Source organism: Streptomyces mesophilus, assembly GCF_011044995.1.
GTDB classification, from domain to species: domain Bacteria; phylum Actinomycetota; class Actinomycetes; order Streptomycetales; family Streptomycetaceae; genus Streptomyces; species Streptomyces mesophilus.
This window is the reverse complement of sequence record NZ_JAAKZW010000034.1, coordinates 1-24,559: the sequence shown is the minus strand read 5'-3', so window position 1 is coordinate 24,559 and position 24,559 is coordinate 1. Positions and strand designations below refer to the sequence as shown.

At 71.0% G+C, this 24,559-nt stretch carries 17 protein-coding genes and 1 pseudogene; 9 read left to right on the top strand and 9 right to left on the bottom strand.

All coding sequences use genetic code 11. The features are described 5' to 3' along the window. Positions 1 to 23: 23 nt before the first annotated feature. Positions 24 to 1,085: a mechanosensitive ion channel family protein gene (locus tag G6045_RS12050; RefSeq protein ID WP_328707738.1), complete on the bottom strand. Its 1,062-nt coding sequence runs from the start codon at positions 1,083 to 1,085 to the stop codon at positions 24 to 26. Positions 1,086 to 1,353: 268 nt separating this feature from the next. Here G6045_RS12050 and G6045_RS12045 point away from each other — a divergent pair, with 268 nt between their 5' ends. Then, positions 1,354 to 1,890: an HNH endonuclease gene (locus G6045_RS12045; RefSeq protein ID WP_165331883.1), complete on the top strand. Its 537-nt coding sequence runs from the start codon at positions 1,354 to 1,356 to the stop codon at positions 1,888 to 1,890. Positions 1,891 to 1,972: 82 nt separating this feature from the next. On the opposite strand, the gene G6045_RS12040 is transcribed toward G6045_RS12045, so the two are convergent. From G6045_RS12040 to G6045_RS12025, 4 genes are all read right to left on the bottom strand, one after another. After that, positions 1,973 to 3,415, bottom strand: coding sequence for an ABC transporter permease (locus tag G6045_RS12040; RefSeq protein WP_235967824.1), 1,443 nt, complete (start codon positions 3,413 to 3,415; stop codon positions 1,973 to 1,975). Continuing rightward, the gene (locus tag G6045_RS12035) at positions 3,408 to 4,136 is read right to left on the bottom strand and encodes an ABC transporter ATP-binding protein (protein WP_165331882.1); all 729 of its coding nucleotides are present in this window, start codon (positions 4,134 to 4,136) and stop codon (positions 3,408 to 3,410) included. Before G6045_RS12035 ends, G6045_RS12040 begins: the two co-directional genes overlap by 8 nt. Then, positions 4,133 to 4,681, bottom strand: coding sequence for a PadR family transcriptional regulator (locus G6045_RS12030; protein WP_165331881.1), 549 nt, complete (start codon positions 4,679 to 4,681; stop codon positions 4,133 to 4,135). The genes G6045_RS12035 and G6045_RS12030 overlap by 4 nt, the downstream gene beginning before the upstream one ends. 122 nt (positions 4,682 to 4,803) lie before the next feature. Next, on the bottom strand, positions 4,804 to 7,791 hold the full coding sequence (locus G6045_RS12025) for a beta-N-acetylglucosaminidase domain-containing protein (RefSeq protein WP_328707737.1): 2,988 nt from the start codon (positions 7,789 to 7,791) through the stop codon (positions 4,804 to 4,806). A gap of 346 nt (positions 7,792 to 8,137) precedes the next feature. On the opposite strand from G6045_RS12025, the gene G6045_RS12020 reads away from it, so the two are divergent. The 8 genes from G6045_RS12020 (at position 8,138) to G6045_RS11985 (ending at position 17,494) form a co-directional block, all read left to right on the top strand. Then, complete coding sequence (locus tag G6045_RS12020; protein ID WP_328707736.1) at positions 8,138 to 8,377, top strand: hypothetical protein; 240 nt, start codon at positions 8,138 to 8,140, stop codon at positions 8,375 to 8,377. Positions 8,378 to 8,425: 48 nt separating this feature from the next. Further along, positions 8,426 to 10,477 (top strand): 4-alpha-glucanotransferase, encoded by a 2,052-nt coding sequence (gene malQ, locus G6045_RS12015; protein WP_165331879.1) that lies wholly within the window; start codon positions 8,426 to 8,428, stop codon positions 10,475 to 10,477. Between the two features lie 101 nt (positions 10,478 to 10,578). Continuing rightward, complete coding sequence (locus G6045_RS12010; RefSeq protein WP_165331878.1) at positions 10,579 to 10,812, top strand: hypothetical protein; 234 nt, start codon at positions 10,579 to 10,581, stop codon at positions 10,810 to 10,812. 212 nt (positions 10,813 to 11,024) lie between these two features. After that, a complete protein-coding gene (locus G6045_RS12005) occupies positions 11,025 to 11,981 on the top strand; it encodes a DMT family transporter (RefSeq protein ID WP_165331877.1) in 957 nt (318 codons plus the stop codon). Between the two features lie 10 nt (positions 11,982 to 11,991). Next, entirely contained in the window at positions 11,992 to 12,351 is a 360-nt protein-coding gene (locus G6045_RS12000) for a VOC family protein (RefSeq protein WP_165331876.1), read from the top strand. Between the two features lie 30 nt (positions 12,352 to 12,381). Then, the gene (locus G6045_RS11995) at positions 12,382 to 13,281 is read left to right on the top strand and encodes a LysR family transcriptional regulator (protein WP_165331875.1); all 900 of its coding nucleotides are present in this window, start codon (positions 12,382 to 12,384) and stop codon (positions 13,279 to 13,281) included. 320 nt (positions 13,282 to 13,601) lie between these two features. Beyond that, positions 13,602 to 14,159, top strand: coding sequence for a hypothetical protein (locus G6045_RS11990; protein WP_165331874.1), 558 nt, complete (start codon positions 13,602 to 13,604; stop codon positions 14,157 to 14,159). 263 nt (positions 14,160 to 14,422) lie between these two features. Then, entirely contained in the window at positions 14,423 to 17,494 is a 3,072-nt protein-coding gene (locus G6045_RS11985; protein WP_165331873.1) for a lectin-like domain-containing protein, read from the top strand. Between the two features lie 115 nt (positions 17,495 to 17,609). Here G6045_RS11985 and pepN read toward each other — a convergent pair whose 3' ends face one another. From pepN to G6045_RS11965, 4 genes and pseudogenes are all read right to left on the bottom strand, one after another. Continuing rightward, on the bottom strand, positions 17,610 to 20,186 hold the full coding sequence (gene pepN, locus G6045_RS11980) for an aminopeptidase N (RefSeq protein WP_165331872.1): 2,577 nt from the start codon (positions 20,184 to 20,186) through the stop codon (positions 17,610 to 17,612). A 132-nt stretch (positions 20,187 to 20,318) separates the two neighbouring features. Beyond that, on the bottom strand, positions 20,319 to 21,338 hold the full coding sequence (locus G6045_RS11975) for an aspartate-semialdehyde dehydrogenase (RefSeq protein ID WP_165331871.1): 1,020 nt from the start codon (positions 21,336 to 21,338) through the stop codon (positions 20,319 to 20,321). 157 nt (positions 21,339 to 21,495) lie between these two features. Further along, positions 21,496 to 22,986, bottom strand: coding sequence for an MFS transporter (locus G6045_RS11970; RefSeq protein WP_165331870.1), 1,491 nt, complete (start codon positions 22,984 to 22,986; stop codon positions 21,496 to 21,498). Between the two features lie 157 nt (positions 22,987 to 23,143). Continuing rightward, positions 23,144 to 24,559, bottom strand: a pseudogene (locus G6045_RS11965) (hypothetical protein); the annotation flags it as partial.

The window sequence follows — 24,559 nt, the reverse complement described above, 5'->3', positions numbered from 1 at the left end:
ACGGCCCCTTCGGTTGCTGCGAGTTACTTGGCCAAGTTGGCCGGCGGAGCGATCGGCGTCGCCGCGACCGACTGCGGCGACGTGGGCGACGCATAGGCGGACGGCGCCGCGACACCCGCGGCCGGGTCGGGACCCGCGTCGTCCACGGCGACCGGCGGCACCCCGCCCACGATCCTGATCCCGGCCGCGTCGAAGGCCTGCTTGATCCGCCAGCGCAGCTCCCGCTCGACCCCGAGCGCCTTGCCCGGCATGGTCTTCGCGGAGACCCGTACGACCATCGAGTCCAGATACACGGCATCGAGCCCGAGCACCTCGACCGGCCCCCAGAGCCGCTCGTTCCAGGGCTCGTCCTTCGCCAGCTCCTCGCCGACCTCGACCAGCGTGGCGCGTACCTTCTCCAGGTCCTCGTCCGGCCGCACCGACACATCGACCATGGCGGTGGCCCAGCCCTGCGACAGGTTCCCGATCCGCTTGACCTCGCCGTTGCGCACGTACCAGATCTCGCCGTTGTCACCGCGCAGCTTGGTCACCCGCAGGCCGACCTCGATGACCTCGCCGGAGGCCACGCCCGCGTCGATGGAGTCACCGACCCCGTACTGATCCTCGATGATCATGAAGACGCCGGACAGGAAGTCGGTCACGAGGTTGCGCGCACCGAAGCCGAGCGCCACACCCGCGACACCCGCCGAGGCGAGCAGCGGCGCGAGATCGATCTCGAACGCGCCGAGGATCATCAGCGCCGCGGTCCCGAGGATCACGAAGGACGCCACCGACCGCAGCACGGAGCCGATCGCCTCGGACCGCTGCCGCCGCCGCTCGGCGTTCACCAGGAGACCGCCGAGCGCGGTGCCGTCGAGGGCCGGGGTGGCGCGGTTCATCCGTTCTATGAACTTGGTGATCGCCTTGCGGATGAAATGCCGCAGCACGGTCGCGATCACCACGATCAGCAGCACCCGCAGCCCGACGGCCAGCCAGGTCGACCAGTTCTCCTCCACCCAGCCGGCGGCGTTCTCCGCCTTCTCCTGGGCGTCCTGGATCGACGGTGGCGCGCTGGGGTCGGCGGCCGCGAGAGCGGACAAGAGCACGGCAGGAACCTCCACGTATAGCGGTCTGCCCGCCGGACAGCGTCGGCGGTGTGCGCGGGCAGACCAATAACACTAACGGGGCATTGCGCCTGGATCGTTGCCATGCGGAGGGGAGAGACGTGCCTCACCTGGGGATGTACTCGGTGTGGTCGAAAACACTCCGAGCCCGTTACCGGGACATGGTGGCGCTTCGACCAGCCATGAGGGGAGACTGGCTACAGATCGTCCCGGCGCGAGCCACGCGCCGCCGGCGTATTAGGAGGCATCGGTGCCGCATGTCCTGGTCCTCAACGCGTCGTACGAGCCGCTCGGCGTCGTACCGCTCCGCCGCGCGCTCATCCTCGTGCTTGAGAACAAGGCCATGTGCCTCGAGGAATCCGGCGCTTTCCTGCACAGTGCCACGCGCACCATCCCAGCCCCCAGCGTCGTCCGGCTGAAGCGCTTCGTCCGGGTCCCCTATCGGGGGCCCGTTCCGCTCACCCGGCGCGCTCTGTTCGCCCGTGACGGCGGACGCTGTGTCTACTGCGGTGGCGTCGCAACCAGCGTCGACCACGTGATCCCCAAAAGCCGCGGCGGCCGCCACGCCTGGGACAACGTGGTGGCGTCCTGCCGGCGCTGCAACCACGTCAAAGCGGACCGCCACCTGGTCGAGATCGGCTGGCGGCTGCGCCACAAACCGGCCCCGCCCACCGGTCTCGCCTGGCGCATCATCGGCACCGGGCATAGGGATCCGCGCTGGCTGCCGTACCTGCAGCCCTATGGCGCGGACGATGCGATGGCCCGGATCGACGGCATCTCTGCCTGATCTTCGATCCGGGTTTTTGTGTGCCCTCTCCCGGCACGGAGAGGGCACACACATGCTGTACGGAGAGGGCACACGTCCTCGTCTACTCGTAGCGCAGCTCCGCCGGATGCAGCGCCCGCCGCAGCAACGGCAGGGTGCAGGCGGTGGCCAGCAGGCACGCGGCGTACACACCGACCGGCACGAGCAGCGACGAGAGCAGCGGCAGCGGCCGTCCCATCAGGCCGCCGTACGCGACGTAGAGGGCCACTCCGCCGACGCCCGCGACCAGCATCGCGGGGGCGAGCGGCAGCGCGGTCTCCAGGAGCACCGCCCGGCGCAGCACCGCCTGCGGGACTCCCGCCGCGGACTGCGCGGCGAGCGCGCGGCGCCGGGTGATCAGCGACTCCGCGGTCCCCGTGAGCAGGGCGAGCAGCGCGATGACGGTGGCGACAAGGAGGGCGGCGGCGATCAGGTTGATGCCGCTGGAGTAGTAGCCGTCGTCGTTGGCGCCGTAAGCATCGACCTCGCTCAGGATCAGGGCGCGGACCCCGACGAGGATCACGCCGGCCACGGTGACCAGGAGCAGGGTGCCGTGGATACGGGCCGAGGCCCAGGGGTCGGCCTTGAGCCGGCCGGCCGCGATCAGCACATCGGGCCGCTGGGCGCGCTTGAGCAGGGCGCCGCCCATCGACCGGGCGAAGGCGGACGCGGACGCCACCGCGCCGACGCCCACGAGGACGACGGCCACCAGGGCGAGCACCGGGAAGACCGCGCTCACGAGGTCCGCCTGCAGGCCGACCTGCACTGTCACGTACGCGCCTGCCGTGCACAGCACGAACACCACGTAGAAGCCGCGGCTGCGCTGCTTGCGTGCCCGGCGCACCACCCCGAGCGGTGATGTCACGACGCGGTGAAGCACCAGGACGCTCAGGAGCGTGACGGCCAGCGGGACGGCGAGGACCACGGCGAGGGCGGCGGGCCAGGCCACGGCCACGTCGCTGGGCCAGTGCAGCACGCGGCCCGACTGGAGCCGTCCGAACAGGGCGTGCACGCCGAGGAAGAGCAGCAGCCCCGCCACCGCCCCGGCCAGACAGGTCAGCCCGGCCTCGACGGCCGCGAGCGAACGGACCTGCCGGGGCGTGGCGCCCGCGAGCCGCAGGTTCGCGAACCTGCGGTCGCGATGGACGGCGCCGACCCGCGTGGTCTGGGCCAGGAAGCCGAGCACCGGCACGAGCAGCATGGCGATGGCGAAGGCGAAACCGGGGCGCACACCGGGGTCGTTCAGAACGGCGATGCTGTAGCGGTCCGCCACGGGCATCGCCTCGGTGCCGCTCTGCAAGCGGGTGTCCCAGGTGATCGACGCCACCAGGATCGCCATGAGCGCGAACACCGTGGCCAACAGCGACGCGAGCCCGGTCAGCCCGATCCGCCACCACTCCCGGCGGTTGGAACCGCGCAGCAGAGTCGCCGCGAGCCGGGTGTTGCCGAGCAGCCCCGCTCGCACGGGTTTCATCAGGAGGTCGCGTACGGGGGTGAGTTCAGTCATTGCCGCGCACCTCCGCCCTGCTGAAGTGCTCCGCGGCCCACGGCTCGTCGGCCTTCACCACACCGTCGCGCAGCACCACTTCACGGTCCGCGTACGCGGCCACCTGGGCGTCATGGGTGATGAGCACGACCGCGCAGCCGCTCTCGCGGGCCGACTGCACCAGGGTGGTCATCACCTGCTCCCCGGTCAGCGTGTCCAGGGCGCCCGTCGGCTCGTCGGCGAAGACCACCTTCGGCCCGGTCACCAACGCCCGTGCCAGGGAGACGCGTTGCGCCTGTCCGCCGCTCATCTCGCCGGGCCGCAGCCGGGCCTGCCCGTACACCCCGAACTTCCCGAGCCAGTCGGCGGCCTGCTGATGCGCGGCGGCCCGGCGTACCCCCGCGAGCAGCAGCGGCAGCGCGACGTTGTCCATAGCCGACAGCTCGGGGATCAACTGGCCGAACTGGAAGAGGATCCCGAAGTCGGTCCGGCGCAGCTCGGTCCGCTGCGCCTCGGACAGGTTCTCCACCTGCTTCCCGTCATAGCGCACGCTGCCCGAGTCGGGCGTGACGATCCCCGCGAGGCAGTGCAGGAGCGTCGACTTGCCGCTTCCGCTCGCGCCGGTGACGGCGAGGATCTCGCCGGCGCCGAGGGTGAGCGAGGCGCCGCGCAGGGCGTCGGTCCTTCCGTACGCCTTCTCGAGTCCGCGTGCGGTGATCAAGGGCGCTGTCGATGGGGTCATACGTTCCTGATCTCCTCGGTGAGAGCGGCGAGCCGGCCGGCGGTGGTGGTCATCCAGCGCAGATCGGCGTCGAGATGGCTGAGCGCGTAATCGGCGGAGAGCACCGTCGCGAGATCCGCCCCCGGTGCGGTCTTCAGGGCCGTCAGCTCCCGCATCCGCGCCATGTGGGCGGTGCGCTGGGCGCGCAGATACGCGGCCGGGTCGGCCGGTTCGCCGGCCGCCTCGGCGAGGATCGCGACGACGACCTTGGCGAAGATGTCGTTGGTGACGAACGGGGCGGGCGGTGCGATCTCGCCCAGCCAGTGGGCGAGTTCGACGGAGCCCTTGTCGGTCGAGCGGTAGTGCGTGCGCTCCGGACCGCCGTCGGCGTCCGTGCCCTCGACCTCCGCGAGACCGTCCCGTACGAGCCGCTGGAGCGTTGTGTAGACCTGCCCGTACGCCAGCGGACGCGCCTGCGGGAAGCGCTCGTCATGGCGTCGCTTGAGGTCGTAGCCGTGACTCGGGCCCGCGGTGAGCAGGCCGAGCAGGACGTGGCGGGTGCTCATGGCTCCACTATGTACCGGCTATATGTACTCAGTGAATAGCTGGCGGGCGGGAAGCGCGAAGTGAGAGACGGCGTTCCGCTCATGTCCGGGACAAACAAGGGCGATTCGGGGTGAGGCGTCGGCTACTCGGCGGCCGCGTACGCCTCCACCGACCACAGCGACACCCCGTACTCGGTGGCCCGCTCATCCATCTGCACCCGCACGAAGCGCGCATCCCGCGCATCGAGCCCCACCGCCTCGCGCCCGCCCCGCCCCTCGCGCACGGTCGCGGCCGTACGCCAGACGCGGCCGTCGGAGGAGACCTGGATCCGGTAGCGGGAGGCGTGGGCGTCCTGCCAGGTGAGGACCACCTGGCCGACGCGGGCCGGCGAGGCGAGTTCCATCTGCCACCACTGGCCGTCCTCGACGAGCGAGGACCAACGGGTCCCCGGATCACCGTCGTTGGCGTCCGCCGCGGGGAAGTCGGGGGTCTCGTCGCCCGAGGACGTGGCCTTCGCGGTGCGGGCCAGATCCTGGCCGGCCACGCGAGGATGCGCCCGTACGGTCAACGTCCTGGTCTGCGAGCCGAACTTCACCGGAATCTCGTACGTCCCCGAGGGTGTGCCGGCCGGCACCTTGATCTCCACCGGCACGTCCCGCCGAGTGCCCCGCGGCAGTGTCGAGGAGACCGGGGTGCGCACCTCGACGCCGGCCGGGGGCTCCGCCGTGACCCGGCCGCTCACCGCGTCCGGGCGCCGGGAGGTGAGACGGGCCGCGATGCGCTGGGGAGCGCCGCCGATCTCCACGTCGAGTTCGCCGCGGGAGAGCTCCAGGGCGGCGGACGGGCCGTCGGCGTACCAGGGGACGAGGTGTTCCACCCGGCCCGCCTCGCCCTGCCAGAGCACACGCAGCGAGTCCACGTGCTCCTGGGGAAGCCCGCGCGCCTCCGTCCAGCCGCTCGGTGACACCTCGCCGAGCGAACGCCAGCCCTTGCCCGGGACATGGGCCTGCAGGGTGCCGCGCGTACCCGGCACCGTCATGACGGTCACCGCGTCGAGCGGGCGCGGCCGGGAGAGGTCCAGGCGGTCCTTGTCCGGGCGCTCCACCGGGGCCTTGGAGTCCTTCGCGTCCTTGCGCGGGGTCGCGCGGTCGGCGCCGGTCCAGGCCGCGGCCTCCTCCTGGGCCCGGCCGAGGAACGCGTCGAGCACACCCTCGCCGACCGTCACCTGCCCGGACTTCAGGGCGGTGCGCAGGGACTCGAGCCGCCGCGCCGAGCGCCAGGCGTCCTCGCCCTGTCCGCGCGCCTGCGCGAGCAGCAGCTCGACGGCCAGTTCGCCGGCCTCGCCGTAGCGCCCCAACTGCTCGGTCCACGGCCGCACTTCGCGCCCGAGATCCGTGTCGCCGAGGCGGCCGGGGGTCTGCCGCATGACGGAGAACGCTGCGGAGAGCCGGCGGGCCGCCTCGTCGAGGCGACGCTCGTCCGCCGTGGAGCGCGCCTGGAAGAACTCCTCGATCAGCGGCCGCAGATACGCCGACTCCCGGCCGCCGAGCACGGACGAGGCGTCATGGCCGGCCAGGGCGGCCACCGCCTCGCGCTCCTCGGTGTCGGTGCCCGCGAGGTCGGCGATCGCCGCCCGCCAGGACTCCCCGGGCCGGTACGCCCTCGGGTTCCACGCGTAGTCGGCGGCCGTGAACAGCGGGATGCGCGAGGCCGTGGGCTGCTGCATCGCATTGGCGAGCAGCGCCGCCGAACCGGTGGCGACAGCGGGTTCGCGTCCGGTGTACGGGCCGAGGAAAATCCGGTCCTCGGCGTAGTCGTTGACCGGGTAGTTGTCCATGGTCACCAGGTCATGGCCGTTGAACACCCGGCGTGCGCCGGCCAGTTCACGCCCGGTGATGGTCTTCGGTACGACACCGACACCGGTCCAGGCGACCTGCACCCCGTCGTTCAGCTCCTTCGCGAGCCGGTCGCGGTAGTCGGTCGAGCCCTCCTGGTAGTACTCGGTGGGCATCAAGGTCAGCGGAGCCGCCTGGGGGTGGCGCCCGGCCAGATGCTTCGCGACCGCGTTCGCCACGCGGGCCTGTGCCTTCGCCGCGGCCTCGGGTCCTGAACCGAAGGCGTCGGCGTCCTCGTCGCAGTGCCACTCGCTGTACGAGACGTCCTGGAAGTGGAGTTGGAAGGCCCGGGCGCCGAGCGCCCACATCGAGTCGATCTTCTTGATGAGCGCCTTGAGGTCGCCGTCCGATGACAGACACATCGCCTGGCCGGGCGCGACCGCCCACGCGAGCGTCACATGGTTGGCGCGGGCGCGCTCGGCCAGCTTCCTGAACTCCGCGCGCTGCGCCGCCGGATAGGGCTCGCGCCACTTCGCCTGCCGGTAGAGGTCGTCGCCGGGCGCGTACACGTACCGGTTCTGCTTGGTGCGGCCCATGAAGTCGAGCTGTTCCAGGCGCTCCTGGGCGGTCCACGGGGTGCCGTAGAAGCCCTCGGTGGTGCCCCGCACCGCCGAAGCCGGCCAGTCCCGTACGCGCACCCCCGCGAACTGCCCGTCCACCACGAGCTGCCGCAGGGTCTGTACGGCGTGGAAGAGGCCGTCCTCGCCGACGCCCGCGAGCGCCACCGTGTCCCGGCCGTCGACCCGGCCGACCCCGATGCGATAGCCGCCGGACGGCAGATCGCCGCGCTCGGCCACCTTCAGGGCCCGCAGCGCGCCGTCCGTTCCGGAACGGGGCGAGCGCGAGGGCAGAGCGGCGGGCGGGGTGGTGCGCCCCTGCTCCTGGCCGGCGCGCACGAGCAGCCCCGGCCCTGACACCTCGGCCGCGTCACGCACCTCGCTGATCTGCCGCGCGCCGGCGTCCCGCAGCAGGGTGCGCAGCGCCTCGACCGCATACGGATCGGCGGCTTCGTCCACGAGCAGGAACACCCGCTCGCCCACGGGCACGGGAGCTCCGGCGGACCGCAACGACTGCGGACGGGGCCATACGGAAGGGAGCGCCCCGTCGTTCTCGCGCTCGGGTGCGGTGAGACCCGGCTCGGGCGGCTCGGCGTAGGCACCCGGCGCACCGCCGAGCAGACCCCCGATGACCGCGGCAGCGAGCGCGGCCGCACGCTTACGACCCCGGACCAGCACGGCTTCTCCCGCCCTTCTCCTTGGTTCCCACACGACCCCGACAGCCGCTTCGCACGGCCCTCGACGCGGGGATTCCGGATGGTGTCGAGCCCACCACCGCAGTGGTGACAGTGTCAATGCGAGTGGCCGTTGTGCCGGTTTTGCCCCGCCGGGTTTTTCCGTTCTGTCGCAGTCGGCGCTCATGGGCTGGTCAACTCGCCGTCGATCCGCAGAATGTGAGCAGCGCCACGTTCGGCGCATGGCACCGAAAACGCTGGGTAGGGCTGTCCGTCTGCCGATCACACCGGCCGGGTACGACCCGAGCGGTGGATCGACGGGGACCGTCCCCCACACAAGGAGGCTCTGGGTGAGCGCTCAGCTGTTGTTCGACGCCCTGTCCAAACACGCGGAACTGCCGGACCTGCCGGACCTGTCGCGGGTCTCCGACCCGGACTCCGTGCTCTACGGCTCGTTCTCCGTGGAAGCCCCCCTCACCAGCGAACCACCCCTGGCCGACGAGGCGCCGCTGACCAGCGAGCCGCCGCTCGCCGACGAGGCCCCGTTGACCAGCGAACCCACCGCGTTCGGCACGGCCTCCTTCCTCTGAACCCCCGCACCTCTTCGTATCCGGCCGCATACGACCGAAGGGGAGCCGATGTCCCTGGCCCAGCTCGCAGTGCTGTACGGCATCGACTCCTTCTACGAGCCCGCGCCCGGTGAGCGCCGGCCGGTGTCCCCGGCGGCGCTACGGGCGGCGCTCACGGCGTTCGGCGTGGACACCTCCACTGGCGCGGCGATCGACGGCGCGGTCTTCGAGGCGCAGCAACGGCGGCAGAAGCGCGCTCTGCCCGACACCGTCGTCGCCGGTTCGCAGGCCTTCGGATCGCTGCCGCACGGCACACGGATGGTGCTCACCCCCGAGGAGGGCGGTGAGTCCCTCGAGTGGTCCTGGTCCGGCGAGCTGCCCCAACTCCCGTACGGCGTCCATCGGTTGTACGCGGAGACCCCCGACGGCCGCCGCGCCTCCGCCAGTCACCTGATCGTCGCCCCCGGCCGCGCCCCCGCACCGCCGGGGCGCAGTCACGGCCTGCTCGTCCAGCTCTACTCCCTGCTCTCGCAGCGCTCCTGGGGGATGGGCGACCTCGGCGACCTCGCCGAGCTCGCCGCATGGTCGGGCCGCGACCTGGGCGTCGACTTCCTCCAGGTCAACCCCCTGCACGCCGCCGTCCCCGGCGCGCCCGGCGGCTCCACGGACCCCTCCCCGTACCGGCCCTCATCGCGGCGCTTCCCCGACCCCGTCCATCTGCGGATCGAGGACATACCGGAGTACGCCCATCTCGCACCCGAGGACCGCGAACGGGCCGCGGCTCTGGCTCAACAGGCCGCGCAATTACGGGAGTCGGTGCTCGGCAAGGGCGCGCTGATCGACCGGGACGCCGTGTGGGATCTCAAGTCCCAGGCCCTGGAACTGATCCGGGCCGTACCGCTCGGACCGGGACGGCGCGCCGCGTACTGTGCGTTCCTGGCCGAGGGCGGCGCCGACCTGGAGCGGCACGCCACCTGGTACGCCCTCGCCGAACGCCACGGACCCGACTGGCGCGCCTGGCCCGAAGAGCTCCGCGACCCCGGGTCGGCCGCCACCGCACGGGCCGCGCACGAGCTGATGGACCGCATCGACTACCACAGCCGCCTGATCTGGCTCACCGACACCCAGCTCGGCGCCGCCGCCGCTGCCGCACGCGACGCGGGCATGGCGCTCGGCCTCATCCACGACCTCGCCGTCGGCGTGCACCCCGACGGCGCGGACACCTGGGCGCACGGGGACCTGTACGCGGCCGGCACCTCGGTCGGCGCACCACCGGACGCCTTCAACTCCCGCGGCCAGGACTGGGGTCTGCCGCCCTGGCGCCCCGACCGGCTCGCGCAGTGCGGCTACGCGCCGTTCCGCGCGCTCCTGCGCGGGCTGTTCGCGCACGCGGGAGCCCTCCGTATCGACCACGTCATGGGTCTGTTCCGGCTCTGGTGGATCCCCGAGGGCCACCCGCCCACCGACGGCGCGTACGTCCGCTACGACGCCGAGGCGCTGCTCGCGCTGCTCGTCCTCGAAGCGCACCGGGCGGGCGCCGTCGTCATCGGCGAGGACCTCGGCACGGTCGAGCGCGGCGTACGGGAGGAGCTGGCCGCGCGCGGCATCCTCGGCACCTCGGTGCTCTGGTTCGAGCGCGACTGGGACCACGGCAGCCGCCCCCTGCCGCCCGAGCGCTGGCGCGCGGACTGCCTGGCCACGGTCACCACCCACGATCTGCCGTCCACGGCGGCCAAGCTCACGGGCGACCACGTCCGTCTCCGTCACCGCCTCGGCCTGCTCTCCGGGCCGCTCGACGCCGAGCTCGCGGCCGAGGCCGCGGACGTCCGCGAATGGCTGGCGCTCGCCGCCGAGCTCGGACTGCCGGCCGAAGGCCCCGAGGAGACCGATGTCCAGGCCCTCTACCGGCTGCTGCGCCGCACGCCCGCCCGTCTGACCGGCATCTGGCTGCCGGACGCGGTGGGGGACCGGCGGCCGCAGAACGTGCCCGGCACCTGGGCGGAGTACCCGAACTGGCGTATCCCGGTCACCGGGCCGGACGGCCGGGTGGTCACCCTGGAGGAGCTGGCGGCCTCGGCGCGGCTGCACGCGTTCATGGCGGCGGTGCGGGCCGAGTCGTGACCCTGGTGGCCGCCCCGTACGCGCGCGGGTGGGGTACCCCGACGCGCGCGGGTGGGCACCCCGGGCGCGCGCGCCCCGAACCCATTCGCTAGGTTGGCACCGTGGACAAGAAGAACGCCCTGCGCGCCGGCGCCGTAGCAGCCGGTACGACGCTGATGATGCTGCTGATGTCGTCCCCCGCGCTCGCGCTGACCCGCGACGACGGTGACGACCCGGGTTCCGGTCTCTCCGTGGTGGAGACCCTCGGACTGTTCGTCGTGGCCCCGGTCGCCCTGTTCCTGGTCATCGCCGGCCTGGTCATGGTCACGGACAAGTCCCGCAAGCAGCAGGGCTGACCCGAAACCTTCGAGAGCGCCTCCCGGTTCCGCCTCCGCGCGGAACCAGGAGGCGCTTTCGCGTGCCCGCGCACCGGCTCCCCGAACGTTCAGTTCAGCTTCATAGAACCATCGATTCTTTTCGATGGACCTAAGTAGCGCCCTCCTGCCACTGTAGATCCCGAACGCACACGACAAGCGCCCCCACCAGGGCAGTTGGGCAAGGGATACCGATGGCAGTCCTCGACCGAGTACGCACCCCCGAGGCGACCGCGACGCCGACGAAGCCGAAGGGGCGCGTGGCCGGTACCGCGACGCTCGGGCTGCTGCTCGCGCTCGTCGCGACGGTCGTCTGGTCGGGAAGCTTCATCGGCGCGCGGGCCCTCGCCGACACGGTGCCTCCGATCCAGCACGCCTACTGGCGCTGGATCGTCGCCCTGACCGCCGCCGCCCCCTTCGCGGCCCGGCACGCCTGGCGCGAGCGGCACATCATCGTCAAGCACTGGCGCTTCGTCGGACTCGCCTCACTGCTCGGCATCACCGTCTACAACACCCTCGTCTACCAGGCAGGCATCTCCACCTCGGCCGGGAACATGGGCATGATCATGGCCGCGTCGCCGGTCGTGATGACGGTCTACGAGAAGCTCGGCGGCGCACGGCTCGGCGCCCGGCGCGTGGCCGGCATGCTGATCGCCTGCGTCGGCGTCCTGCTCCTGGTCAGCAAGGGCAAGCTCGCCCCGGACTTCGCCCCCGGGGACCTGTGGATGCTGGCCGCGGCCCTCAGCTTCGCCTCGTACAGCGCACTGCTTCGCCGCCGTCCGGCCGAACTGGGCTCTCTGGCCTTCCTGTTCACGAGCTTCGCGCTCGGCGCCGTGATCCTGTCGCCCGCCTTCGTCGCCAGCCTGGTCCTGCAGGGCGGCTTCACGCCGACCGTCGGCTCCGTCTCGCCGCTCCTGTACGCCGGAGTCTTCTCCTCCGCGATCGCCTTCTTCACCTGGAACAAGGCGATCTCGCTGATCGGCGCCGGCCGCGCGGGGCTCGTCTACTACCTGCAGCCCGTCTTCGTCGCGATCCTCTCCTACGCGATCCTGGGCGAGCCGACCGGCCCGATGCAGATCCTGTGCATGGTCCTGATCCTGGGCGGCGTGGTCCTCGGTTCGGTCGGCCGGAGTGTCAGGGCCCGCAAGTAACGTGCCGGGCATGACGATTCGCCGGATCACCCCCGATGTCCGCACCCAGGACCCCGACAAGAGCCGAGCGTTCTATGCGACGCTCGGCCTTGCCGAGGTCATGGACCTGGGCTGGGCCGTCATCATGGCCTCGCCCTCCAATCCCACCGCCCAGGTCGTCCTGATCACCGAGGACGCCTCCGCCCCGGTGGTCCCCGACATGAGCATCGAGCTGCCGGACGGCGCGGCCGTCGACGCCGCGTACGCGGCGATGCGCGCGGCCGGCGCGGAGATCGTCCATCCGCTGCAGAACGAAGCGTGGGGCGTACGGCGCTTCTTCGTCCGGGATCCGGACGGCAAGGTCGTGAATGTGGTGACCCACCACAAGTGAGTCGGGAGCCGCGGGGATAAGTTGCGGGACATGACCGAGTGGGACATCAAGAAGCTGCAGATCCTGCGCACCCTCAGCGAGCGCGGCACCGTCACCGCGACCGCGCAGGCGCTCCTGATGACCCCTTCGGCCGTCTCGCAGCAGCTGGCCAATCTGGCCAAGCAGGTCGGCGTACCGCTGCTCGAGGCGCAGGGCCGGCGGGTGCGCCTGACCGACGCGGCGCATCTGGTGCTGCGGCACGCGGACGCCGTCTTCGCCCAACTGGAGCGCGCCGACGCCGAGTTGGCCGGCTATGTGCGCGGCGAGGCCGGCGAGGTGCGGATCGGTGCGTTCTCGACCGCGGTGCCCGCTCTGGTCGTACCGGCCGTACGGCAGCTGCGTGAGGACGCGCCCGCTCTGGACGTACGGGTGCGGGAGGCGGAGGCCGCCGAGGCGTACGAGCTGCTCTCCACCGGCGAGGTCGATCTCGCCCTGTCACTGGCCGCGCATGCGCCGACCGCCCGGGACCCGAAGTTCACCCGGGTCCCGCTGCTCGCCGATCCGCTCGACGTGGCGCTGCCCGAGGACCACCGGCTCGCGGGGCGCAAGAGCGTGCGTCTCGCCGACCTGTCCGGTGAGGCCTGGATCTTCGGCGGCAGCGGGCCCTGGTCGCAGATCACCACGGCGGCCTGCGAGGCAGCCGGTTTTGTCCCCGAGCAGGCGCACAGCGCGGCGGGCTGGACCGCGATCCTCGCCATGGTCTCGGCCGGTATGGGGGTCGCCCTGGTGCCGCGGATGGCGGCGTCCACGGCGGACGGCGTGGTCCGCGTGAGCATCGGCGGGGACCAGCCCCGGCGCCATGTCGTGGCCGCCGTACGCAAGGGCGCGGAGTCCGGGCCCGCGCTGGCGCGGGTGCTCGACGCGCTCAAGGAGGCGGCGCACAGAGAGTGACGCGTGTCCGTCACTCACCGTGATCGTGGAGTCGGACGGGCGCGCGGACCCGGATCGGTCACCTCCGGCCGTCCGGCACCGGCGGGGCCGCGGCTCAACCCGGCCCATTTCGCGGGGTGTTCACGGGCTCCCGGATTTCGTTGCGGTATACCGGCGAGCGCCCCGCGGTGCCCCTCGGGCCCTGCGGACGGCCGCCCCGTCATGGGCCCGTCACCCGCTCAGATCACACACCGCGAACCTTTGGTCACCGTGTGCAAACACTGATGCGTGGTCGCCATGGCCACCCCGCCACGCTTCACAGCACACACCAAGGAAACCTGATGCACGCACTTCTCAAGAAGGCCGCCGTAGCCCTCCCCGCCGCCGCCCTGATGGTGGCGCTCGCTCCGACGGCGGCCTCCGCCGACGAGCCGCTCGGCGTCCGGTGCACCGGCGGCAACGCTCAGCTCAGCGCCAAGCCGGGTCTGACGATCATCGGCTCCAAGCAGCAGACGTGGACCGGTGAGGGTGTCACGACCGGCTGCAAGAACGTCGGTTCCGGCAAGGCGGTCACCTCCGCCATCGTCTTCTTCGAGGGCAACGGCAAGGGTGCGTGCGTGCCCGAGTTCGGTATCCCCAACGCCGACCTGAACGGCCGCATCACGTGGAACGGCGGCGGCCCCGACGTCGAGAACAAGGTCAGCAACGTCACCGGCACCTCCAAGCTCACCTGGACCGGCGCCAACTTCACCGGCGTCGTGACCGACGGCCCGTTCAAGGGCAAGAAGGTCAACGCCACGGCCAGCTGGGACTTCGACCTCATCGCCGCTGCCGGCGGCTGCTTCCTCGGCGGCTACACGAACGCCATCGGTACCTGGGACTCCCTGAACATCGGCTGATCTCCGAGCCGAGACGCAGAGGCCTGGCGCCGGTCGTCCGACCGGCGCCAGGCCTCTGCGCGTTCCCAACTCGCGTGAACGGGGGAGCCGTTGGCGTGCGCAGACGTCAACGGCTTAATTCTGTTGGCCCTTTGGGCGCGCGGAAACCGACGGCCGGTGGTCCGATGATCGCAAGCATGACTACGTTGCGAAGTCATGAAACTACACACAGTGATAGTCCGGGCGCGGGTGACTGATCTGCCGCGCTCCGGGAGGAGAGCACCATGGCAGATAACGCAGTCCGCTCCAGACGGCGGACAGGAAGGCTCCGACCCCCTTGGCGCGCCACCGCGCTCGGAGTCGCCGCCGTACTGGCCGCAGGAGGGCTGTCCCTGACGACGGCCGCGCCCGCTGCGGCGGCCGAGATCGGCAGTGAGCCCTTCTCGGGCGAGCGGGTCAAGGACGAGTCGCTCTGGTACGCGGGCCCGTACCTCAAGGGCGACCCGACCGGCTGGGCCTGTCTCACCGCCGCGCCCATGACCCCCGTGGACAAGGGCGACGGCACGGCAGGGCCCGCAGGACCCGTCGGCGATGCGACGGTCGCTCCGCTGCGCGGCTGCCAGACCCACCCGGGCATGCCCACCACGCCGGACAAGCCCGGCCAGGGCGCGCTGCGGCTGACCTCGAACAAGAAGATGCAGAACGGGTACGTGATGACCACGCGTACCTTCGACGCGCGAGCCGGTCTGCGCTGGACCGTCGACTTCGCGATGTACAAACCGGCGACCGCACAGGCCGCCGACGGCCTCGCCCTGATGCTCATGGACGGCAGCAAGCCGCTGCCCGAGCACGCGGGCAAGAACGGCGCCGGTCTCGGCTACTCCAAGCTGCCGGGCGGCTACCTCGGCATCGGCTTCGACGTCTACGGCAACTTCACCCGCGACTGGATGCCGGACTACCACAAGGGCGGTCCCGCCGCCGCCAAGCCCAACTCCGTCACCATCCGCGGCGCCGAGAAGGATGCCGCGGGCGCGGCTCTCAACAACCCCTTCGTCGCCTCGTACCAGTCGGGCCGCCGCTTCGCGCTCTCGGAGGCGAAGACCCGCGAGGAGGCCAAGCGCACCGCCATCGTCGAGCTGTCGCACGAGGGCGTCATGCGCGTCCAGGTCGACTTCCACGACGGTACGCCGCTGCGTGAGGTCATCCCGCCGGTCGACCTCGACACCATCGAGGGCCAGCCGCCCGTCCCGGACAAGCTGCGCATCGGCTTCTCCGCGTCCACCGGCGCCTCGACCCAGATCCACGAGATCTGGAACGGCAAGATCGAGACCCTGGACCCGAACCTGTTCACGAAGGTCGTGCCGGACGGCACCGTGAAGGCCGGCGAGCCGGCCAAGTTCACGATGACGACCAGCAACGACAAGCTGGGCGGTCCGACCACGGGCCCGATCACGACCACGCAGACCTTCCCCGCCGGCATCGTGCCCAAGACCGCGTCGGGCGACGGCTGGGACTGCAAGGTCGAGGGCCAGACGGTCACCTGCACACGTCCGGGCCCGGTGCTCAAGCCCGGTGAGTCGGCTCCGCCGGTCACCGTGACCACCGATGTCGCACCCACGGTCAAGGGCGAGCAGCCGATCATCTCGGACGCCACGACGCCGAACGACATGAACACCAAGCCGGACACCAACAAGGTCGACGTCATCCCGGCCAAGGGTCCGGACCTGACGGTCGTCACCAAGCCCCGCGGCGAGGTGCAGGCCGGCGAGCCGGCCGAGTACCAGATCGACGTCACCAACAAGCCCCAGGCCGGGCCGACCCGTACCGGCGACACCATCGCCCTGGTCCGCAGCTTCCCCGAGGGGATCAAGCCCGTGTCCGCCGCGGGTGACGGCTGGGACTGCAAGGTCGAGGGCCAGGAGGTCAAGTGCACCAGGCCCGGTGACAAGCCGGTGCTCAAGCCCGGTGAGTCGGCCCCGCCGATCATCGTGAAGACCGAGGTCGCCGACGACGCCTCCGGTGACCTGACCGGTGCCACGGTCGTCGCGACGCCGGACATGCCGAACCCGACTCCGGTCAAGGACACCACCACGGTCAAGCCGGCCGTCAAGGACCCGAACCTGACGGTGGTCACCAAGCCCGACGGCGATGTCGTCGCCGGCAAGCCCGCGAACTTCGTGATCGCGGTGGCCGACGCGCCCGACGCCGGACCCACCACGGGCCCGACCACGGTCGAGCGGACCTTCCCCGACGGCATCAAGCCGGTCACGGCGTCGGGCGACGGCTGGACCTGCAAGATCGAGGGCCAGAAGGTCACCTGCACCCGGCCCGACACCCTGAAGCCGGGCGAGCAGTTCCCGCCGATCCACGTCGCCACCGAGGTCGACAAGGGCGCCAAGGGCGACCTGACCGGCACCACCGGTGCGAGCACCCCGGGCGCCGAGCCCAAGGCGCCGGTCAAGGACACCGTCACGGTCACCCCGGTCTCCACGAAGGAGCCCGACCTGTCCGTGGCCACCAAGCCCGAGGGCGAGGTGGTGGCCGGCAAGCCGGCCACGTTCCTGGTCGACGTCAGCAACGCCGCCGACGCCGGTCCGACGCATGACACGGTCACCGTCACGGAGACGTTCCCCGAGGGCGTCACCCCGAGGACCGCGGTCGGCCCCGGCTGGGAGTGCAAGATCGCCGGCCAGACGGTCACCTGCACCCGTCCCGGTACGGGCGCCGACGCCCTGCAGCCCGGCAGCCAGTACCCGTCGATCAAGGTCACGACCGAGGTCGCGGAAGGCGCCGAGGGCACGCTTGAGGGCCAGGCCGGAGTTGTCACCGATGGTGACAAGACCACCGACCCGGTCAAGCACACCTTCGAGATCACCCCGAACGACGGTGCGGGCGGTCCCGGCGTCCACTGCTACGGCGGCCTCGCGTCGCTCAGCATCAAGCCGGGTCTGACCATGGGCGACAAGCTCCAGAGCTTCACCGGCTCCGGCACCAGCGCCGGCTGCAAGTCGGTCGACTCCAAGCGGACCCCCGCCTATGTGGAGGTCAACTTCGAGGGGTCCGGCAAGGGTTCGTGTCTGCCCTCGCTCGGCCTCCCGAACGCCGAGATGACCGGCACCATGACCTGGCTGATCAACGGCCGTACGGTCCAGAGCACGGTCATGGGCACCTCGAAGCTGACGCTCACGGGCGCCAACTTCGACGGCATCGTCACCGCGGGCCAGTACAAGGGCATGAAGGTGCACGCCACCGCGGACTGGGACATCGCGTCCAACCTGGTGACGGCCGTCCCCGCCTGCTTCCTCGGCGGGTACACGGACGCCACGGGCACCTGGAACAGCGTGAGCGTCGGCTGATCCACCGCCCCTGACCGGTCTCCGGTCTCCCGTACGCGGGAGGCCGGAGCCGGCCGGACAACGCAGCGCCCGGCCCCTCTTGGAGGGACCGGGCGCTGTGCTGTGCGCTAGGCGATCAGGACGCGGCCCGCGCGTCCGCCGCCTGCGCCTTCAGGGCCCGCTCGACACCCGCGCGCGACTCCGAGACGAGCCGGCCGAGCGCCGCGTTGGGCTCGGCCTCGGCGACCCAGGCGTCCGTGGCGTCCAGCGTCGCCTGCTCGACCTGGAACGCCGGGTAGAGGCCCACCGCGATCTGCTGCGCCATCTCGTGCGAGCGCGACGCCCACACATCCTTGACCGCCGCGAAGAACTTCCCCGTGTACGGGGCGAGCAGCTCCCGCTGGTCGCTCTGCACGAAGCCCCCGATCACCGCTTCCTGGAGCGCGTTGGGCAGCTTGTCCGAGTCGACGACCGAAGCCCACGCCTCGGCCTTCGCCTCAGGCGTCGGACGCGAGGCCCGCGCGCTGGCGGCGTGCCGCTCGCCGGCCGCGGTCTTGTCGCGCGCGTACTCGGCGGCGATCTCCGCCTCCTCGTACCGCCCGGTGGCCGCGAGCCGCTGCACGAACGCCCAGCGCAGCTCGGTGTCGACCGCGAGGCCCTCGACCGTCTCGGTGCCCTCCAACAGGCCCCCCAGCAGATCCAGTTGCTCCTCGGTACGGGCCGTCGCCGCGAATGCCCGCGCCCACGCCAGCTGGTGGTCGCTGCCCGGTTCGGCGGACCGCAGGTGCGTGAGGGCCGCCTCGGTCCAGCGGGCGAGCCCGGCCTCGCGGAAGTCCGGTGCCGCGTACAGGTCGAGCGCCAGCTTGACCTGCCGGTGCAGCGACTGCACCACGCCGATGTCGGACTCCTTGCCGACGCCGGAGAGCACCAGGGACAGGTAGTCGCGGGTCGGCAGCTCGCCGTCGCGGGTCATGTCCCAGGCCGAGGCCCAGCACAGGGCGCGCGGCAGCGAGGCCTCGAAGTCGCCCAGGTGCTGGGTGACATGGCGAAGGGACTCGGGGTCGAGACGGACCTTCGCGTACGACAGGTCGTCGTCGTTGAGCAGGATCACCGCGGGACGGTGGCGGCCGACGAGCTCGGGCACCTCGGTGATCTCGCCGTCGACGTCCAGCTCGATGCGGTCGGAGCGGACCAGCTTGCCGGACGCGTCATCGAGGTCGTACAGGCCGATCGCGATCCGGTGCGGACGCAGGGTGGGCTCACCCTTGGCGCCGGCGGGCAGCGCGGGGGCCTCCTGGCGTACGGCGAAGGCGGTGATGTTCCCGTTCGCGTCGGTCTCGATCTGCGGCCGCAGGATGTTGATGCCCGCGGTCTGCAGCCACAGCTTCGACCAGGCGCTCAGGTCGCGTCCGCTGGTCTCCTCCAGGGCGCCGAGCAGATCGCTGAGCCGGGTGTTCCCGAACGCGTGGCGCTTGAAGTACGCCTGCACTCCGGTGAAGAACTCGTCCATCCCGACGTACGCGACCAGCTGCTTGAGCACGCTGGCGCCCTTGGCGTACGTGATCCCGTCGAAGTTCACGAGCACGTCGTCGAGGTCGCGGATGTCCGCCATGATCGGGTGGGTCGAGGGCAGCTGGTCCTGCCGGTACGCCCAGGTCTTCATGGAGTTGGCGAACGTGGTCCACGAGTGCGGCCACTTCGAGCCCTCCGCGTACGCCTGGCAGGCGATGGAGGTGTACGTGGCGAAGGACTCGTTGAGCCAGAGGTCGTTCCACCACTCCATGGTCACGAGGTCGCCGAACCACATGTGGGCGAGCTCGTGCAGGATCGTCTCGGCCCGCACCTCGTACGCGGCGTCCGTCACCTTGGAGCGGAACACGTACTGGTCGCGGATGGTCACCGCGCCCGCGTTCTCCATCGCGCCCGCGTTGAACTCGGGCACGAAGAGCTGGTCGTACTTCTCGAAGGGGTACGCGTAGTCGAACTTCTCCTGGAACCAGTCGAAGCCCTGCCGCGTGACGTCGAAGATCGCGTCGGCGTCGAGGAACTCGGCGAGCGAGGGCCGGCAGTAGATGCCCAGCGGCACGGACTGTCCGTCGCGCTCGTAGGTCGCGTGCACCGCGTGGTACGGGCCCACGATCAGCGCCGTGATGTACGTGGAGATCCGCGGCGTCGGCGCGAACGTCCAGACGTCGTCCTTGGGCTCCGGCGTCGGGGAGTTCGAGATGACGGTCCAGCCGCTGGGCGCCTTCACCGTGAACTGGAAGGTGGCCTTGAGGTCCGGCTGCTCGAAGTTCGCGAACACCCGGCGGGCGTCCGGCACCTCGAACTGCGTGTACAGATACGCCTGGTCGTCGACCGGGTCGACGAACCGGTGCAGTCCCTCACCGGTGTTGGTGTACGCGCAGTCGGCGACGACCTTGAGGACGTTCCCGCCCTGCTGCAGATGCTTCAGCGCGATCCGCGAGTCACGGAAGACGGCGGCCACGTCCAGCGACTTGCCGTTCAGGACCACCTCGTGGACGGCGTCGGCGACGAGGTCGATGAAGGACTCGGCGTTCTGCTCGGCGCACTCGAAACGCACCGTCGTCACCGACGGGTACGTGCCGCCCTCCTGCGCTCCGGAGAGGTCGAGATCGATCTCGTACGAGTCAACGGTGAGCAGCTTGGCCCGCTGCTGCGCCTCTTCACGGGTCAGATTGGTGCCTGGCACGCGGTCATCTCCTAGGTATCCGACTTTTCGGCCATCCTTCCACGCGGATACGGGGGTGGGCATCGCGTTATCGCCGTACGCGAAAAGGGCGGTCACCACACTGGGTGACCGCCTCTTTCGAACCGCTCTGTGCTACTTGGCGCCGAGCTCCTCGGCGACCAGCTCCGCGATCTGGACGGCGTTGAGCGCCGCGCCCTTGCGGAGGTTGTCACCGGAGAGGAAGAGCGAGAGGGCGTTCTCGGCGGTCTCGTCGCTCCGGATGCGGCCGACGTACGAGACGTCCTGCCCTGCGGCCTGCAGCGGGGTCGGGATCTCGGAGAGTTCGACGCCGGGGGCGGAGCCGAGGATCTCGGTGGCGCGCTCGGGGGAGAGGGGGCGCTCGAAGCGGAGGTTCACCTGGAGCGAGTGGCCGGAGAAGACCGGGACGCGTACGCAGGTGCCGGAGACCTTGAGCTCCGGGATCTCGAGGATCTTGCGGGACTCGTTGCGGAGCTTCTGCTCCTCGTCGGTCTCGTTCAGACCGTCGTCGACGATGCTGCCGGCGAGCGGAAGCACGTTGAAGGCGATGGGGCGCTTGTAGACGTCCGGCTCGGGGAAGTCCACGGCGGAGCCGTCGTGCGTGAGCTTGTCGGCCTCGGCGGCGACCTTCTGCACCTGGCCGTGCAGCTCGGCCACGCCGGCGAGACCGGAGCCGGAGACGGCCTGGTAGGTGGTGGCGATCAGCGCGGTGAGGCCCGCCTCCTCGTGCAGCGGCTTGAGGACCGGCATCGCGGCCATCGTCGTGCAGTTCGGGTTGGCGATGATGCCCTTGGGGCGGTTCGCGATCGCGTGCGGGTTGACCTCGGACACGACGAGCGGGACCTCGGGGTCCTTGCGCCAGGCGCTGGAGTTGTCGATCACGACGGCGCCCTGTCCGGCGACCTTCTCGGCGAGGGCCTTGGAGGTGGCGCCGCCCGCGGAGAAGAGCACGATGTCCAGGCCGGAGTAGTCGGCCGTGGCGGCGTCCTCGATCGTGACGCCGTCGAGGGTCTTGCCGGCGCTGCGGGCGGAGGCGAACAGACGCAGCTCGTCCACCGGGAACTTTCGCTCCACGAGGATCCTGCGCATGACTGTGCCGACCTGACCGGTGGCTCCGACGATTCCGACCCTCACGGTGACTCCTTCTGCTGTGGCGCTCTGGCTCCGTGCGCCTGCCCTGGGGACGGTCCCATCATGCGGTGACGTGGGGCACTCGTGTCCAATCGTTTGCCCAGGAAGCGAGACGGGGTGCGCGGTCCGGCGGACATCTCCGCCGGACCGCGCACCGGGCTCAGGCGCGGTCGTACTGCGCCTGCACCAGCTCCCTGGCCTCCTCACGGGTGGCCACCGAGGGCGGCGAACCCTCGAGCGGCTTGCCCGCCGACTCCTTCAGGGTCGCCACCGCGATGATGCCGACCACGGCGAAGGCCATCACGTAGTACGCGGGCATCAGATCGTTCCCGGTCGCGCTGACCAGCGCCTCCACGGCCAGCGGCGCGGTACCGCCGAACAGGGACACGGAGATGTTGAAGGCGATCGCGAGCGCGCCGTACCGCAGCGCCGTGGGGAACAGCGCGGGCAGCACCGAGGACATCGTGGCGAGCAGGCAGAGCAGCGGCAGACCGAGCAGCATGAGGCCCGCGAAGACCGAGATCCAGTGACCGGTGCCGATCAGGAGGAAGGCCGGCACGGGCAGCACCAGGAAGCCGATCGACCCCGCGAGCAGCAGCGGCTTGCGGCCGATGCTGTCGGAGAGCCGCCCGACCGCGTTGATCAGCGCCATCAGGATCAGCATCACGATCACGATCGCCATCAGGCCGGCGGTCCCCGAGTAGCCGACGGTGTTCTGCAGATACGTCGGCATGTACGAAAGCAGGATGTAGTCCGCGACGTTGTACGCGGCGACCAGCGCGATACACACGGCGATCGCGGGCCACAGACCGGCGAACCGCTGGAGGAACGGCACCCGCTCCTGCGGACCGCCGCCCGCCGAGGACTCGTCCTCCATCTGCTGGAACGCCGGGGTCTCCTCCAGCCTCATCCGCAGATAGAGACCGACCAGACCCATCGGGGCGGCGACCATGAACGGGATGCGCCAGCCCCAGTCGAGCATCTGCGCGTCGCTCAGCACGGTCTGCAGGACGGTGACGAGCACGGCCGCGAACGTGTAGCCGATCAGCGTGCCGAACTCCAGGAAGCTGCCGAAGAACCCGCGCCGCTTGTCCGGGGCGTACTCGGCGATGAAGGTGGCCGCGCCGCCGTACTCACCACCGGTGGAGAAGCCCTGCACCATACGGAAGAAGATCAGCAGCGCCGGCGCCCACAGGCCCACCGTGGCGTAACCAGGGAGCACGCCGATCGCGAAGGTCGCGGTCGACATCATGATCATCGTCAGGGCGAGGACCTTCTTGCGGCCGATCCGGTCGCCGAGCGGGCCGAACACCATGCCGCCGAGCGGGCGGACGAGGAAGGCCGCGGCGAACGTCGCCAGGGACGAGAGGACCTGCGCGGTGTCGTTCCCGGACGGGAAGAAGACCTTGCCGATGGTGACGGCGAGATACGCGTAGACGCCGAAGTCGAACCACTCCATGGCGTTGCCGAGCATCGTCGCCTTCACGGCGCGCTTCACCGCCGGCTCGGGCGTCACGGTGACATCGGTCTCGCGCAGCTTGGGGTTGCGGCGGCGCAGGGCCGCGCGGCGCAGGAAGTGATGGCTCGAGCCGGGGTTCGAGTGGAGCGGCTGCTCCTCGGCTTCGGGTGGGGTGTCCACCGGTGCAGACATGCGGGTGCTCCAGCAAGGGTTATTCGGCGCTTATCTGCCCAGGCTGAGGCATCCGAAAGGCCGTACGCTCCCGGCAAAAGCCCCTGGTGAGCAGGACGTCCGTCCTTGATCACCAGGGGCTTTGGTCCACCGGTCCGCGGGTGTGCGGACTTCGGTGCTACACCGACAGCTCCCATTTGCCCGCGATCCGCACCTGTAGGAAGCCGGGGCCCGCGGCGCGGAACTTTCCCGGTCCCACTTGGAGGCGGTCCACCGGCTCGAACGAGGCGTCGAGCCGCCAGACCGCGCCGATCGCCCCGCCGTCCCCCTTGAAGACCAGATCCGCTCCGGGACCGGAGTAGTACACGAGCGTGTAACCACGCCCCTCGATCTTGCGGTCGAAGGGCTCGGCGGACTGCGCGGCGGCCGGGGTGAGCTTCCAGGCCGTCTCACCCGGGGTGCGCACGCTGATGTAGCACTCGCCGTTCTGCACCCAGACCGGTCCGGTGACGGGCCGCCGCCCGTTGCCGGCCTGTGCGGTGATCGCCGTACGCCCGCCGGTCTGGATCGAGTTCACCACCAGGGGAGTCTCGTCCCTGGAGGTGCGCTCCAGCGTCAGCATCATGGGCGCACCCGTGTGCCGGAACACCGCGCGGCCCACGCCCGCGACCGGGCCCTGCAACGGCGGCGCGTGCTCCAGCGGCAGCGGGCGCAGGCTCCAGTCGCCCGCCCCCTTGATCCGTATCCGTATCTCCGTCTGCCCCTCGCGGAACGCGACGACCCGGCCGGTGTCCCCGTCCTGGGAGCCCTCGAGGAAGGTCTCGGCCTCGTCGTACTCGTCGAGCAGCTCGGTCCGGTATCCCCAGCTGTCCTCGGAGACGATCGTGTAGTCGAGCAGACAGGGCCGTCCCGGGGTCGGGTTGACCAGCGTCACCGTCTGCTCGCCGCGCCCCTCGTACATCCCGGTCCGCTGGGCGATGACCGGATCCGGGGTGGGCACCGGGCGGGCGCGCAGCGACCAGGCGCCGTCCGCCTCGATGAGCAGGATCAGCGGGCCCTCGGTGAGCGGGAAGGTCTGGTTCAGGCGGCCTACCTCGTACATCAGCATGTCGCGCTTGTCCTCGTGCACGGTGCCGGCCGGTGAGGTGTAGATCGACATGGAGCCGCCGTCGTCGTCACCGTCCTCGTCGCCGGCGAAGCTCACGTCGAGATCCGCGAGCATTCCGCGGTACGTGAGGACCTCGGGGCCGCGTCCCTGCAGGCCCTCGCCGAGCTCACGGGCCACCGACACGGGGCGGATCTGCACAGTCCAGTCGTTGTCGGCGTCGACCCGCAGCCGCAGCGGACGGTTGCCCTTGTGGTGGACGGCGGCGCTGCCGCGCAGGTCCACGAGCGTGGTGTTGAAGAGGAGATCGTCGTCCTTGTTGCGGCGGTTGAGCGTGTAGACGCAGGTGTAGCCCTCGCCCTGGTGCCACAGCTCGACCAGGACCGGCCCCTCGGGCAGCCCGTCCACCGACACGACGCCCTGCCCGCGCCCGCGCTGCACGTACACGGGGAACTCCGGGCCGAAGGAGACGGGGCGGGCGTCCTGGGG

Coding starts and splice junctions, on each gene's coding strand:
- G6045_RS11985 (WP_165331873.1), top strand. CDS start 14,423: ATGGCAGATAACGCAGTCCGCTCCAGACGGCGGACAGGAAGGCTCCGA.
- G6045_RS12040 (WP_235967824.1), bottom strand. CDS start 3,415: ATGACTGAACTCACCCCCGTACGCGACCTCCTGATGAAACCCGTGCGA.
- G6045_RS12035 (WP_165331882.1), bottom strand. CDS start 4,136: ATGACCCCATCGACAGCGCCCTTGATCACCGCACGCGGACTCGAGAAG.
- G6045_RS12000 (WP_165331876.1), top strand. CDS start 11,992: ATGACGATTCGCCGGATCACCCCCGATGTCCGCACCCAGGACCCCGAC.
- G6045_RS11995 (WP_165331875.1), top strand. CDS start 12,382: ATGACCGAGTGGGACATCAAGAAGCTGCAGATCCTGCGCACCCTCAGC.
- malQ (WP_165331879.1), top strand. CDS start 8,426: ATGTCCCTGGCCCAGCTCGCAGTGCTGTACGGCATCGACTCCTTCTAC.
- G6045_RS11970 (WP_165331870.1), bottom strand. CDS start 22,986: ATGTCTGCACCGGTGGACACCCCACCCGAAGCCGAGGAGCAGCCGCTC.
- G6045_RS11990 (WP_165331874.1), top strand. CDS start 13,602: ATGCACGCACTTCTCAAGAAGGCCGCCGTAGCCCTCCCCGCCGCCGCC.
- G6045_RS12005 (WP_165331877.1), top strand. CDS start 11,025: ATGGCAGTCCTCGACCGAGTACGCACCCCCGAGGCGACCGCGACGCCG.
- G6045_RS12030 (WP_165331881.1), bottom strand. CDS start 4,681: ATGAGCACCCGCCACGTCCTGCTCGGCCTGCTCACCGCGGGCCCGAGT.